13 protein-coding genes are annotated in these 13,330 nt (G+C 53.9%); 2 read left to right on the top strand and 11 right to left on the bottom strand.

The features are described from left to right. Positions 1–148: 148 nt before the first annotated feature. The 3 genes from argT to ACOXYR_RS05505 all read right to left on the bottom strand — a co-directional run bounded on the left by argT (position 149) and on the right by ACOXYR_RS05505 (position 2,840). Positions 149–931, bottom strand: a complete 783-nt coding sequence (argT, locus tag ACOXYR_RS05515; RefSeq protein ID WP_108473573.1) for a lysine/arginine/ornithine ABC transporter substrate-binding protein ArgT — start codon at positions 929–931, stop codon at positions 149–151. A 294-nt stretch (positions 932–1,225) separates the two neighbouring features. Continuing rightward, entirely contained in the window at positions 1,226–1,795 is a 570-nt protein-coding gene (locus ACOXYR_RS05510; protein ID WP_421355483.1) for a UbiX family flavin prenyltransferase, read from the bottom strand. Between the two features lie 58 nt (positions 1,796–1,853). Further along, on the bottom strand, positions 1,854–2,840 hold the full coding sequence (locus tag ACOXYR_RS05505) for a LacI family DNA-binding transcriptional regulator (protein WP_421355482.1): 987 nt from the start codon (positions 2,838–2,840) through the stop codon (positions 1,854–1,856). A gap of 332 nt (positions 2,841–3,172) precedes the next feature. On the opposite strand from ACOXYR_RS05505, the gene ACOXYR_RS05500 reads away from it, so the two are divergent. Further along, the gene (locus ACOXYR_RS05500; protein ID WP_421355481.1) at positions 3,173–4,579 is read left to right on the top strand and encodes an MFS transporter; all 1,407 of its coding nucleotides are present in this window, start codon (positions 3,173–3,175) and stop codon (positions 4,577–4,579) included. A 10-nt stretch (positions 4,580–4,589) separates the two neighbouring features. Further along, positions 4,590–6,551, top strand: coding sequence for a glycoside hydrolase family 127 protein (locus ACOXYR_RS05495; RefSeq protein ID WP_421355480.1), 1,962 nt, complete (start codon positions 4,590–4,592; stop codon positions 6,549–6,551). A gap of 32 nt (positions 6,552–6,583) precedes the next feature. Here ACOXYR_RS05495 and hybG read toward each other — a convergent pair whose 3' ends face one another. The 8 genes from hybG to hybO are packed head-to-tail and all read right to left on the bottom strand — an operon-like array spanning position 6,584 to position 13,129. Further along, on the bottom strand, positions 6,584–6,832 hold the full coding sequence (gene hybG, locus ACOXYR_RS05490; protein ID WP_421355479.1) for a hydrogenase maturation factor HybG: 249 nt from the start codon (positions 6,830–6,832) through the stop codon (positions 6,584–6,586). Between the two features lie 12 nt (positions 6,833–6,844). After that, the gene (hypA, locus tag ACOXYR_RS05485) at positions 6,845–7,186 is read right to left on the bottom strand and encodes a hydrogenase maturation nickel metallochaperone HypA (RefSeq protein ID WP_415728282.1); all 342 of its coding nucleotides are present in this window, start codon (positions 7,184–7,186) and stop codon (positions 6,845–6,847) included. Beyond that, positions 7,179–7,670 (bottom strand): hydrogenase-2 assembly chaperone, encoded by a 492-nt coding sequence (gene hybE, locus ACOXYR_RS05480; RefSeq protein ID WP_421355478.1) that lies wholly within the window; start codon positions 7,668–7,670, stop codon positions 7,179–7,181. The genes hypA and hybE overlap by 8 nt, the downstream gene beginning before the upstream one ends. Then, entirely contained in the window at positions 7,663–8,157 is a 495-nt protein-coding gene (locus ACOXYR_RS05475) for a HyaD/HybD family hydrogenase maturation endopeptidase (protein ID WP_108473568.1), read from the bottom strand. The genes hybE and ACOXYR_RS05475 overlap by 8 nt, the downstream gene beginning before the upstream one ends. Beyond that, positions 8,157–9,860 carry a hydrogenase 2 large subunit gene (hybC, locus tag ACOXYR_RS05470; RefSeq protein ID WP_421355477.1) on the bottom strand — a complete coding sequence of 568 codons (1,704 nt, stop codon included), beginning with the start codon at positions 9,858–9,860 and terminating at the stop codon, positions 8,157–8,159. The genes ACOXYR_RS05475 and hybC overlap by 1 nt, the downstream gene beginning before the upstream one ends. Further along, entirely contained in the window at positions 9,857–11,035 is a 1,179-nt protein-coding gene (gene hybB / locus ACOXYR_RS05465) for a Ni/Fe-hydrogenase cytochrome b subunit (RefSeq protein WP_108473566.1), read from the bottom strand. The genes hybC and hybB overlap by 4 nt, the downstream gene beginning before the upstream one ends. Further along, positions 11,025–12,008 carry a hydrogenase 2 operon protein HybA gene (gene hybA, locus ACOXYR_RS05460; RefSeq protein WP_189622746.1) on the bottom strand — a complete coding sequence of 328 codons (984 nt, stop codon included), beginning with the start codon at positions 12,006–12,008 and terminating at the stop codon, positions 11,025–11,027. The genes hybB and hybA overlap by 11 nt, the downstream gene beginning before the upstream one ends. A gap of 2 nt (positions 12,009–12,010) precedes the next feature. Then, complete coding sequence (hybO, locus tag ACOXYR_RS05455) at positions 12,011–13,129, bottom strand: hydrogenase 2 small subunit (RefSeq protein WP_108473564.1); 1,119 nt, start codon at positions 13,127–13,129, stop codon at positions 12,011–12,013. Positions 13,130–13,330: the final 201 nt, after the last annotated feature.

Below are 13,330 nucleotides of genomic sequence, written 5' to 3'. Positions count from 1 at the left end.
CAAAGCATTCTGCCCTGTCTGTTGGCTTTTTTCTCACTAAAAATGCGTATTTATGCAGGAATGCACCACTTTTGTGCACAGAGTGCACAACATCGAGACATTGGCAGCACCAATGCACCATTAAAGTGCATTGGTGCTGTCGGGAAAATTAATCCCCGTAGACGTTGAAGTTAAAATACTTCTTCGCCATTTTGTCGTAAGTACCATCTGCGCGGAGCTCAGCCAGTGCTTTATCAAAGGCCTGCTTCAGCTCAACATCATCTTTACGCAGGCCAACGCCTGTGCCGTCGCCAAAGAATTTTTTATCCTTCACGGAAGGCCCGGCGAAGTCAAAATCTTTCCCGGCAGGCTGCTTAAGGAAACCTTCACTGGCGGCCACTTCATCCTGCAATGCAGCATCCAGACGACCCGCGGCCAGGTCGGAGTAAATCAGGTCCTGGTTCTGGTACGCCACGACATCAACGCCTTTGCTGCGCCAGTTCTGGTTCGCATACGCTTCCTGAGTCGAGCCCTGCAATACGCCGACGTGCTTCCCTTTCAGTGAATCCAGAGTGGGCTGGATAGGCGAACCTTTTGCGGCAATCAGACGGGAATCTGCCGCGTAGAGCTTGTCGGAGAAGGCAATCTCCTGCTGGCGTTTTTCGGTGATAGAGAGAGAAGAGATGATCGCATCGATTTTCTTCGCTTTCATGGAGGGGATCAGGGCATCAAAATCACTGCCGACCCAGGAGCACTTTACCTGCATGCGTTTGCACATCTCATTACCCAGATCGATATCAAAGCCGATGAAATCGCCTTTAGCATCTTTGGACGAGAACGGTGCATAGGTGGTGTCGGTGCCGATGCGGATACTTTGCGGCAATGCGGCAAACGCGCTGGAAACGCTGCCAAGACCGAGCAGTAAAGAGAGAGCCAGAACCGTCTTCTTCATACATACCCCTTTAAAAATCGTGATGCAGTGAGCTGCTATCTAATAGGTTGTGTTGTGTGTTGCAGACCAACAGTGCAGCTTTTATGCCATCTTTATCGTCAGCGCTAACTTTGACGTTAAATATGTTAATAAAAAGATGCAATATGGTAACAAGATAGGAAGATAGCAGTTCGGACACATAATCCGCAGCAGTAAAACGCAAAATGCGTGATTAAATATCGAGGATTTGATCGGCGTTACAAAATCGCCCTGCAACAGGGCGAAAAGCACAGATGGGCACCACACTGGTGCAGTTCAGGCACCTTGCCAGCGGGTAAAGAGATCGTGTGGCAGGTCGATATTGAAGAGATCGAGAACGCGGTTAACTGTCTGATTTATAATATCATCAATGGTTTGTGGGCGATGATAAAACGCCGGAACAGGCGGCATAATCACCGCGCCAATCTCGGCGGCCTGAGTCATTAAGCGCAGATGCCCAAGATGCAGTGGTGTTTCCCGCACGCAGAGCACCAGCGGGCGACGTTCTTTGAGCACCACATCCGCGGCGCGGGTCAGCAGCCCATCGGTATAACTGTTCACAATGCCGGAAAGGGTTTTCATCGAACACGGCAGAATCACCATGCCCATGGTTTTGAAGGAGCCCGAAGAGATGCTGGCGGCGATATCGCGCGCATCATGCACGATATCAGCAAAGGCCTGCACCTCGCGCAACGAGAGATCCGTTTCCAGCGCAAGAGTTTGCCGCGCGGCCTGGCTCATCACCAGATGTGTTTCAATATCAGGCACGTCGCGTAAAACCTGAAGCAGACGCACGCCATAAATTGCGCCGCTGGCACCGGATATTCCAATAATAAGTCGTTTCACTGTGACTGCCCTTTTTGCGTAATGCTGCAACTTTGCCGAATTATTGTCTGCCGTGCAACTACGCACCATTAACTGAACTTTCACGCACCACCAGTTTTACCGGCAGGAGCATGTTTCTGTCGCTCTCGTCATTAAGCAGTAAGCGGAAAGCATCGCGCCCCAGTTCACGCTGGTCGATAGCCACCGTAGTGAGCGGGGGATAAGCCCAGGCGGCGGCGTCAATGTCATCAAAACCGACAATGGCGATATCCTGCGGCACCCGTACGCCCCGACGCGCGCATTCCCGCATCGCGACCAGCGCCGCCACATCGTTGTAGGCAAAGATGGCATCGGGCGGTTCGGACAAAGCCAACAGCTTTTCCATCCCCTTCACCAGCGCATCTTCGATATCTTTAACCGGAGGAACTTCAATTCTGTAGTCAGAGGAAATGGTTAAACCCGCATCAAAAATCGCCTGCTGGTAGCCTTCTACACGCTGGCGAATACTGTAATGCCCCTGTGAATTACCTAAAAATGCAACCCGGCGTCGACCTTGCTCAATCAGGTGGCGCGTAGCGATAAACCCACCGTAAAAATTATCAGGGTTTACGCAGGGAAAATCTGCCGCCCACAGATCAACCAATACCGTCGGTAAGGTGATTTTGCTAAGCTCTGCCAGAATTTCAGGCTCCAGATACCCGGCCCCCATCACCGCATCCGGCTGATGTAACTGAATGACTTCGGCAAGCGCATCGTCCGGCCCTACGGGCTGAAAACTCATGGCAATGTCATTTTCGCGACAGGCATCGGCAACGCCGAGCATAACGTTCGAATAAAACGGCAGCGCGCTGGCGATGTTATGTTGACGATGGAGCAGAAACAACAGTCGCTTAATACGCCCACCGCGTAACCGGGTGAAGTCGTATCCCTGCGCTTCAGCAATCGCCAGAATTCGCTGGCGCGTTTCTTCCCCAAGGCCTGATTGCCCTTTCAGCGCGCGCGAAACAGCGGCAATTGAAACACCGCTGGCTGCCGCGATGTCCTTAATTCGTGTTTTCTTTACCATCCCTATCTTTCTCCGCCCTTCGCCATCCGCTGCTCATATAGCGTTTTAGTATAAATGTTTTTACTAAAAAATAAGCGTTAATTCTTCAAAGCGCGAGCGATTTGCTGGCCCGTCGCCTGTCATCTCGGGCACAAAAGTGATTCAAATCACATTTAACTATCTATTTATAGTAAAAAACAGATCAAATTCACATTGAAAACATCTCATCATTTACGTCTAAACCCCATCAGACCTACTCTAAAAATCGCACTATTTTTACTAAAAAAACTGTCAGAGATGCGCCGTAATGACTGTTTAGCCCTTAGAACTGCTAACACTTATGGAGATTGATTATGGCTACTGCCGATAATCTGGATGGTGATGTACTCAGAGGAGAGGATGCCGGAGAAACGCTCTCAACCCGCGAAAAAATCGGCTACGGATTAGGTGATGCGGGCGGACACTGCATCTCTGATTTAATTAGCGGTTTCCTGCTCTTTTTTTATACGGATATTTTTGGCCTGAGCCCGGCGATCGTTGGGGCAATGTTCCTGATTCTGCGCATTTTTGATGCCATCTCTGACCCGGTGATGGGCGTCATTGCTGACCGCACACGTAGTCGCTGGGGGCGATTCCGTCCCTGGCAGTTATGGATTGCGGTGCCATTAGGTGTGATTGGCATTCTCACCTTTACCGTTCCCGAAATGGGCCCAAATATGAAAATCGCCTGGGCATTCGGTACCTACTTCCTGCTTTCTGTCGGCTACACCGCGATCAACGTCCCGTACTGCGCGCTGATTAATGCAATGACCCATCGCCACGACCAGGTGATGTCCTGCCAGTCCTGGCGCTTTGTATTAAGCGGCATCGCCGGTTTTCTGGTCGCCGTCGGGTTGCCGTGGATGGTGGAATTTTTCGGTAAAGGGAATCTGGCAAAAGGTTATCAATATGGTGTCACGGTAATTTGCACCGTTGGCGTGGTGATGTTTCTTCTGTGCTTTTTCTGGGTGAAAGAGCGTGTACCGCTTTCGCTTGCGGGAAAATTTACGCTGCGTCAGCATCTGCAAGGCTTATGGAAGAACGACCAGTTACTGCTGATACTGGTGATGTCTTTCCTGCTGGTGAATATTCTGTGTATTCGCGGCGGCGGTTATATGTATTTCATCTCCTACGCTCTTGAAGGTAGCGCCGGATTTATGTCGCTGTTTTTTGCCGTGGTTACCTTAGCCGCCATCATCGGCGCTATCGTGGTTAACCCGCTCTCACGCCGCATCGACCTGGTAAAACTCTATTTTTATACCAACCTGGTGCTGGTCGCCTTTGGCGTAATGATGTGGTTCCTGCCAACCGGAGCGCAGCATCAAACGTTGTGGTTGGGCTGCATTCTGATCAACAACATCGTTCTGGGATTCACCCTGCCCCTGCACTTTTCCATTATGGCTTTCGCCGACGACTACGGCGAATGGAAAAATGGCGTCCGTTCTTCGGGTATGAACTTCGCCTTTAACCTCTTTTTTATCAAACTCTCATGGGCCTCTTCTGGCGGCATTATCAGCCTGATTCTGATTATGGTCGCTTATCAGCCCGGACTCGAAAACCAGACGGCGGCATCCATTCAGGGGATCACCGCACTGCAAAGCCTGGCCCCCGCTATTTTCCATCTTGTACTGGCGTTATGCCTGCTCAAATGCCGTTTGAATGGCCCTATGATGCAGCGCATTTCCACCGACCTTCATCAACGTCATTCACAGTTATCCTGAGGTATAGAAAATGCACGCTGAAGTGATAGAAGCACCTTTGAATCACATCACCATCACCGATCCGTTTCTTGGAGAGTATCAGAGGCTTATCCGCGATGTGGTTATCCCTTATCAATGGCAGGCGCTTAATGATGCCATTCCGGAAGCGGAACCCAGCCATGCGCTGGCGAACTATCGCATTGCCGCAGGAATGCAAAAAGGCGAATTCTACGGCATGGTTTTTCAGGATAGTGACGTCACAAAATGGCTTGAGGCGGTTGCCTGGTCACTGTCGCAGAAGGCGGATCCTGCGCTTGAACAAACGGCGGATGACGTTATTGAATTACTGGCCCAGGCGCAGTGTGAAGACGGCTATCTTAATACCTGGTACAGCGTGAAGGAGCCTGGCCTGCGCTGGACAAACGTTGCCGAGTGCCATGAGCTTTATTGTGCAGGTCATCTGTTTGAGGCCGCTGTCGCCTTTTATCAGGCAACCGGAAAGCGTCGTTTACTGGAAATTGCCTGCCGCTTTGCCGACCATATCGACACGGTTTTTGGTCCTAACGAAGGTCAGTTACGCGGATACCCCGGTCACCCGGAGATTGAACTGGCGTTGATGCGACTGTACGAAGTCACGCTGGAAAGTCGCTATAAAGAGCTGGCTCGCTTCTTCCTTGAAGAGCGCGGAAAACAGCCCTACTACTACGATATTGAATTTGAGAAGCGCGGCGGAACCTGGCACTGGAATGACTGGGGTGACGCATGGATGGTGAAAGACAAAGCGTATACCCACGCGCATAAACCGCTCAACGAACAGCATCAAGCGGTCGGCCATGCTGTGCGTTCCGTTTATCTGATGACGGGATTGGCCCATATCGCACGCATGACGCATGACGAAGAAAAACGCCAGACCTGCCTGCGCATCTGGAACAATATGGTGCACAAGCGCATGTATATCACCGGAGGCGTTGGTTCACAGGCCGTGGGTGAAGCGTTCACCAGCGATTACGACCTGCCCTCAGATACCGCCTATGCTGAAAGCTGCGCCTCCATCGGCCTGATGATGTTCGCCCGTCGAATGCTGGAGATGGAAGGCGACGCCCAGTATGCCGACGTCATGGAACGCGCGTTCTACAATACCGTGCTTGGCGGTATGGCGCTGGATGGTAAACATTTCTTCTACGTTAACCCGTTGGAAACGCAGCCCAAAAGCATAGCCTGCAACCATGTGTACGATCATATCAAACCCGTCCGTCAGCGCTGGTTCGGCTGCGCCTGCTGCCCGCCCAATATCGCGCGCACGCTGGTTGCTATCGGGCATTATCTTTTTACTCCGCGTAAAGATGCGCTGTTCATCAACATCTATGCGGGTAGCAAAGCACGGTTTGAAATTGAGGGAAAATCCCTGCAACTGCGTATCGACGGCAACTATCCGTGGGAGGAGCAGGTGAGCATAACCTTTGATAATGCAACGCCTGTTGCGCATACGCTCGCCCTGCGACTTCCGGAATGGTGCGAAAATCCAACTGTTCAGGTTAACGGTGAACAGGCTCAGGGTGAGGTCATTAAAGGGTATCTTCACCTGCATCGCCACTGGCAAAAGGGAGACTGCATAAAGCTCAATTTACCGATGAAGATCATGCGCGTTTATGCTAACCCTCGGGTCCGCCATACCGCAGGCAAAGTCGCTATACAGCGCGGGCCGCTGGTGTACTGCCTGGAAGAGGCGGATAACGGGGTGGACTTGCACAATCTTTATTTGCCGCAAGACGCTGAATTTTGTCTTGAGCAAGGCAACGGAGTGTTGAAGGGAAAAGTACTGATTCAGACTGAAGGCGCCCGGCTGGCGACGCCATCAGAAGGTGAAGCGTTGTATCACTTCAACCATCGACGCACTGCCCTTCAGCCGCAAACCCTCACCTTTATACCGTGGTTCAGCTGGGCAAATCGCGGCGAAGGTGAAATGCGCATTTGGTTAAACGAACAAGCGTAATGGCTAAACAGGCGTTCCCATAAGGGAGCGCCTCACACCACCTTTTCGTCAAGTTCCATCTGCCGCAGCGCAGCCAGCGTCGCCTGCGCTTCGGCTTCATCAATAATGCTCATGGCAAAGCCCACGTGCACCAGCACCCACTGCCCAACGAGGTCGGCGGTGTCGCCTTCGCAGATAAGCGCAATATTCACATCGCGTTTCACGCCGCACACTTCCACCTGCGCGAGCTGGTGAATATCTTCACCCACGGCCAGCACCTGGCCCGGTACGCCAATACACATAATTAACTCCGGTTATTCCACTTCAATACTTTTTACCCGCAGCGAGTCGCCCGTATCGACACGCAAATTCGCGCCATCACACTGTGGGCAATGCGCATCATGCTGGGTGATTTCCACCGCGCGGCTGCAATCCCAGCACCAGGCCTGCGCGGGGCGGTATTCAATATGCAGTTCACAGCCCTGCGCGACGGTATTCTGACAGACAATATCAAAGCTGAAACGCACGGCGCTCTCCTCCACGCAGGAGAGCGCACCGATCTCGAGCCATACGCCCGTCACGCGGTTAACACCGTGCTGCGCGGCCTGCTGCTGGATGATTTCTACCGCGCTCTGGCACAGCGACAGCTCATGCATCCGCCACGCTCCGACGGCCAAACAGCAGCGAGCGGCGGCTTGTCATGCCCGGCGCATCCGGGTTGCTCACCGGGAGGGAAAGCAGCATCCGCGCACAATCATCCACCAGCCGCAGCCCCTCTTCCACCGCAAGCGTTTGAGGTAGCGGTGACAACAGCGAGCAGGAAAGATATTGCGAAACGCCCTCCAGCTCGCCCACGGTAAAGGTCATGATGCCGTAAGGCAGTTGCAGCCCCAGTTTTTCACTGACGGTGCGACGCGGCCAGCGCTGCTCCGGGCCGGGAAAAATAACCGCGCTCAGCATCCACGGGGTGATAACGCAGCCCGTCCATTGCCCTTCAAAGAGCGTGAATTCGGAGACAGACACTGGCATCGTTGGATGGAGAAACGCCAGGTCATGCATCGAACGGCGCGCCACTTCCTCAAAGGCTGCCTGCACCAATAACTGTGGCGATGCTGAGAAACCGGTAATTTCATCAGACATGCGTTTCCTCCCGGGCTACCACCTCAACGCCCGATTCGCGCAGCGCCAGCAGCACCTGCTCCAGCGCCGGCGTAATCATCGCTTCTACGGTTGGCGTTAAACCGATATGGGGCTCAAGGGATTCAGGAATAACGCCCACCAGGGTGAGTTTTTTCGGAAACTCACCGGTGAAACGCAGGGCCGACAGAACGTCGGCCAGTCCAAGCTGATGCGGGGAGATTTTGTTGGTAAACAGCGCCGGAACTTCATCATCGCGCAGCACCATAATCGTGCCCGGCGCATTTTTGCGTGAGACAATGGCATCGGCAATAATCAGATGATCGCGATCGGCCATATCCCCCAACAACTCCATGCCGGCCGTACCGCCGTCAAGTACCTCGACGTAATCCGGCAGGATGTAACGCTGTTCCAGGGCTTCAACAATACGCACACCGATTGCCTCATCGGTGAGCAAAATGTTGCCCACGCCTAACACTAAAATCCGCATCACAGCACCTTCACCGCGACAACATCGTTGCCGTCGGCGTCCACCACATGCACCGCGCAGGACATGCACGGGTCGAAAGAGTGAATCGTGCGCACCACTTCCAGCGGTTTTTCCGGATCGGCAACCGGCGTCCCCACCAGCGAACGTTCATACGGGCCAACTTCGTCGTTGAAATTACGCGGGCCGGAGTTCCAGGTGGAAGGTACAACCGCCTGATAGTTGCTGATAATCCCGTCTTTGATCACCATCCAGTGCGACAGCATCCCGCGCGGCGCTTCGAGGAAGCCGACGCCTTTAAACTCACCGGTGGCCGGGATATTCGGTTTCACAAAAGTGGTATGGTCGCCCTTGCCGATGTTAGTCACCAGCGCACTATATTGATGCTGCAGAATATGTTGCAGTTCGCAGCAGTGAACGGTACGCCCGATGATGCGGCCAAGCGTAGAGTGCAGTTGCTCTACACCCAACGTTTTACCCGTCAGTTTGGTATAAATGGCGATGATTTCATTGAGCTTCGTGTAGGTAGATTCGCGTTTTGCCGCCAGTTTACACAGCATGTTCGCCAGCGGCCCCACTTCGACGGTTTTACCGTAGAAGGTCGGCGCTTTCACCCAGGAGTATTTTCCATCGTCTGACCAGCCGGTGTAGTTCGGCACGGTGGTGCCTTCCCACGGTGCCTGCGGCGATTCGTCTTTATACCACGCGTGCTTCGCGCTCTCCTGAATGCCTTTGATCAGGAACTCATCGGACTGAGAGCTGATCGGGCGATAGGTCGAGAGGTCACTGTTGGTGATGTAGCCACCCGGGAAGAGGAAGCTGCCGTTTTTACCATCGGTCGGGAATTCCGGCGTTGCAAGATAGTTCACCGCCCCGCGACCGCGCTCCAGCCACTCAGGATAAAACGCCGCAATGACCGCAGTATCGACTTTATAAACTTGCTCAACGAAATCGCTCAGTTTGTCGATAAAGGATTTGATGTACATCAGGCGTTCAAGGTTCAGCACGCCCAGACCATCCAGGTTGATTGGGTTCGCTACACCGCCAACGGCGAGGTTCTGAATGTGCGGCGATTTACCGCCCAGCAGCGCCACCACGCGGTTCGCGTCACGCTGGCACTCCAGCGCCTGAAGATAGTGCGCCACCGCAATCAGGTTGACTTCCGGCGGCAGTTTCATCGCCGGGTGCCCCCAGTAGCCGTTTGCGAAAATGCCTAACTGGCCGCTGGCAACTAAGTCCTTAATTTTATTTTGAACCTTCGTAAACTCTTCCGCGCTGTTCAGGTGCCAGCTCGATACACCGTTCAGCATCGCCGAGGCTTTCGCCGGATCCGCTTTCAGGGCTGACGTGATATCCACCCAATCGAGCGCCGAAAGCTGATAAAAGTGCACGATATGATCATGCGTGGTGTGGGCCGCCAGAATGATATTGCGGATATGCTGCGCATTCACCGGCACATCAATTTTCAGCGCGCTTTCTGCCGCACGCACGGAGGCAATCGCATGGGTGGTCGTACACACGCCGCAGATACGCTGAACAATCATCCAGGCGTCACGCGGATCGCGATTTTTGACAATCTCTTCCATGCCGCGCCACATGGTGCCGGACGCCCAGGCCTTAGACACCACCCCATTTTCAATTTCACAGTCAATGCGCAGGTGCCCTTCAATTCGGGTTACCGGGTCAATCGTAATTCTCTGGCTCATGCTTTGCTCGCCTCATGACGCTTGTTGTCGTTTTGTTTTAAAGGGGGAAGTATCGGCAACAGACGAATGAGCAGAATGTATGCACAAATCTCAATTGCCACAAAACCCATAGAAATCAGCAGCTCTTCCCAGGTCGGGAAGTAGTGGTAACCGCCACCGGGGTTGAACGCTACCAGTGAATAGGAGATACGCCAGGTCGCACAGCCAAGCAGCGCGCTCAGTGCGGACAGGTACAGCATGCGCGAATCATTACGCAGTTTCCCAACGCGCAGTACCACCAGCGGGAAGAGCATCAGCAGCGCTTCCAGCCAGAACAGGAAGGAGTAGAAATCCCCTGCAAAGGCATACGACAGCTTGTGACGATAAATCAGCTCGCCTACGCGTAACACCAGGAACAGGGCAAGCAACACGCTGGCGGTATTCATCAGCTTCACAAACAGCGATTTCTCATCCGGCCCTCTTCCCCGTAGCCCGGTCTGCACCAGCGAACCTTCAAACACCACAATGGCGAAGCCCATGATGAAAGCGGTCAGCACCGAGAACAGCGGCAGCATCTCGTAGCTTTGCCACAGCGGATGCACTTTATAGCCCGCCGAGATCATCAATGACCCCATGGAAGACTGGTGCATCGTCGGCAGCAGCGCGCCGAGCGCGATGATGAAGAACATCAGTTTATTGAGGAACTTCAGCGGTACTTTCCAGCCCATACGTTCCAGCAGCGCGGGCGCAAACTCCAGCGCCATCACACCGATATAGATGGTCATACAGACGGCGGTTTCAAACAGCACCGAGTTAACGTTAAAGTGCCCCGGAATGTAAAAGTACGGCAGGTTCCAGTAACGCCCAACGTCGATGGTAATCGACAGTCCACCGAGGGAATAACCAAACAGGCTCGCCAGCAGCGCCGGACGCACCAGCGGGTGATAACGCCCTTTATTGAACACATACACCGCCCAGGCCAGCGCCCAGCCGCCGCAGGCAAAGCCGGTGCCGATCAGCAAATCGAAAGCGATCCAGATCCCCCACGGGTATCCACCGTTAAGATCGGAAACGGAACCCAATCCCCAGATCAGACGTTTGACGATCATGATCAGGCACAGCACAGCCAGCGGCGCGAAAATAATGATCGGCTTGCTGATAATTTTCCCGCCCAGCGGTTTTGGATCATGACTCATGATCGTCTCCTCCATCGTGAGGGCCGCTCTTCGTATTGCGACGCACCAGCACGGTTAGCCCCGCCAGCAAAGCAAGCGGCAGCATCATGCCCTTATAAACCGTGTGTTGAACATGCTCGGAACGTGCGCCAGTAGAAAGCTCATCCAGCTTCGGCAAGCCCAAATTCTCATAGGGCACACCGGTCAACACCATCACCTGCGTTCCTCCCCCCTCTTTCTCTCCGTAAAGATGTGGATAGTAGTGTGGTACCGTATGCAGGTAGGTATCCCCGGTTTTCAGGGTCTGACGCGGGTAGTGGTATTCGCTTCCCGGCTTCAGGGCCAGACGTTTTTTCGCCTCCGCCATCAGTTCTTCGCGGGTGCCAAAAATCACCGCACCCGCCGGGCAAACGGAAACGCAGCCCGGTAATCCGCCTTTATCTAAGCGTTCAACGCCCTTCTGGTTGCACAGTTCACACTTGTGAATCGCACCAAACGGGTTGTTGTAGTCGTATTTCGGTACGTTATACGGGCAGGCGACCATGCAGTAGCGGCAGCCGGTGCAGACATCTTTGTTGTAATGCACGATGCCGGTTTTCGGGTCTTTTCTCAGCGCCTGAACCGGGCAGACGGAGACACAGTTGGGGTCTACGCAGTGCATGCACTGTTTTTTGATGTAGGCGTACCCGTTCTCTTCCTTGTCTTTGTTGACGCCCGTTCCGCTACGCCACACCTGAATGATGTTATTGGTGTAGGGCGAAAGTTTGTCGTTGTTGGACCAGGTTTGTTCGCCCTGCGGGTTGCGTGCCGGGAAGTTGATATTCTGGCACTCGGTCACGCAGGCCTGGCAGCCGACGCAAAGTGTTGAGTCGTATAGCATGCCCAACGAACCCGGAATGGGCGGGCGGTTTTCCGCAGCCTGAGCCACGGAAGGCGCAGCCCCCAGCAGCAATGCGCCACCGGAGGCAGCTTTAATAAAGTGTCTTCTGTTCACGGTTATTCTCCCCGTGAGTCAGTGTTGTCTTTCTTCTGCTGACGCCCCAGTTCACGCACAGCCATTACGCTGACGCCCGCCACCAGGCCGACCACACCGCCCAATAAACCCACGGCGCCAGCAGAAATCTCGCCGCCCTCTTTCAGGTTTACATCCGGCTTTTCCGCCCGTGGCGTTTGATTCTCAACCGTTGCCAGTTGGTGGATACCTTTGTGGAAACCGACGCCCTCTTCGTTACAACCGTAACAAGGATGACCAATCGCCACCGGCCAGACGCCACCGACGTCGCAGAATTGCAGCGTTGAGCAGTTGCCGTACGTTTCTGGCCCTTTGCAGCCCAGATGGTACAGACACCAGCCCTGGCGATGTCCTTCATCGCCAAACTCTTTCGCAAAGCGCCCGGCGTCAAAGTGCGGACGGCGTTCGCAGTGTTCATGGATCAGACGGCCATAGGCGAAGGTTGGGCGATTTTTGCCATCGAGCTTCGGCGGTTTGCCAAAGGTGATGATATGCGCGACGGTCGCGAGGAAGTTATGCGGGTTGGGCGGGCAACCCGGAATGTTGATTATCGTTTTGCCCGGCAAGGCTTCCTGAAGCCCTACCGCGCCGGTCGGGTTAACGCCCGCCGCCGCCACGCCGCCCCAGGCCGCGCAGGAGCCGATAGCAATAATTGCCGCTGCCCCTTCTGCCGCTTTGCGGATATGGTCGATAATCGGCTCGCCGGCGACCATGCAATAAATTCCGTTATCTTTTAACGGGATCGAGCCATCGACCACCAGCACGTACTGACCTTTATATTTCTCTAGGGCGTTGTGCTTGTTCTCTTCAACCTGATGGCCGAAAGCGGCGGAGAGCACTTCGTGGTATTCCAGAGAGATAGTCTCCAGCACGAGGTTTTCGACGGTTGGATGGGTGGCGCGGAGCAGAGATTCCGTGCATCCGGTACACTCCTGCGCGCCAATCCAGATTACCGGCGGACGCTGCGGGCGGGTGATTGATTCGGCCATCTCGGCGGCCGCTTTACTACTGAGCCCCATCGTGGCGGCCAGTGCTGCACAAAGCTTCATAAAATCACGGCGGTTAACGCCATGAGAAGTGCTGAGGGTGTTATCTCCAGTCATCTTGTTGTTATTCCGTAACGAAGACTTGGGTTTCTCCTGCACCTCTCGCAGGTTGCAAAAGGCGCACCATTGACCACATTTATTTTATGGTTATTGGCAGCATACTACTCCGCCATATAGACAAAACGAAGGGTCGAGAGGGTTTTGTAACCAATGAAAGCAGTTTTTCTTACCACCTCACTAACCCCTGATTGGTATTAT

This window comes from Pseudocitrobacter faecalis, from assembly GCF_965231525.1.
Classification (GTDB): domain Bacteria; phylum Pseudomonadota; class Gammaproteobacteria; order Enterobacterales; family Enterobacteriaceae; genus Pseudocitrobacter; species Pseudocitrobacter faecalis.
Note: the sequence above shows the minus strand (reverse complement) of the source record. Positions and strands in the feature narration are given on the sequence as shown.

Bases quoted from the DNA above. Each gene is read 5' to 3' on its own strand.
- argT (WP_108473573.1), bottom strand. From the start codon at position 931: ATGAAGAAGACGGTTCTGGCTCTCTCTTTACTGCTCGGTCTTGGCAGC.
- ACOXYR_RS05505 (WP_421355482.1), bottom strand. From the start codon at position 2,840: ATGGTAAAGAAAACACGAATTAAGGACATCGCGGCAGCCAGCGGTGTT.
- ACOXYR_RS05500 (WP_421355481.1), top strand. From the start codon at position 3,173: ATGGCTACTGCCGATAATCTGGATGGTGATGTACTCAGAGGAGAGGAT.
- ACOXYR_RS05495 (WP_421355480.1), top strand. From the start codon at position 4,590: ATGCACGCTGAAGTGATAGAAGCACCTTTGAATCACATCACCATCACC.
- hybG (WP_421355479.1), bottom strand. From the start codon at position 6,832: ATGTGTATTGGCGTACCGGGCCAGGTGCTGGCCGTGGGTGAAGATATT.
- hypA (WP_415728282.1), bottom strand. From the start codon at position 7,186: ATGCATGAGCTGTCGCTGTGCCAGAGCGCGGTAGAAATCATCCAGCAG.
- hybE (WP_421355478.1), bottom strand. From the start codon at position 7,670: ATGTCTGATGAAATTACCGGTTTCTCAGCATCGCCACAGTTATTGGTG.
- ACOXYR_RS05475 (WP_108473568.1), bottom strand. From the start codon at position 8,157: ATGCGGATTTTAGTGTTAGGCGTGGGCAACATTTTGCTCACCGATGAG.
- hybC (WP_421355477.1), bottom strand. From the start codon at position 9,860: ATGAGCCAGAGAATTACGATTGACCCGGTAACCCGAATTGAAGGGCAC.
- hybB (WP_108473566.1), bottom strand. From the start codon at position 11,035: ATGAGTCATGATCCAAAACCGCTGGGCGGGAAAATTATCAGCAAGCCG.
- hybO (WP_108473564.1), bottom strand. From the start codon at position 13,129: ATGACTGGAGATAACACCCTCAGCACTTCTCATGGCGTTAACCGCCGT.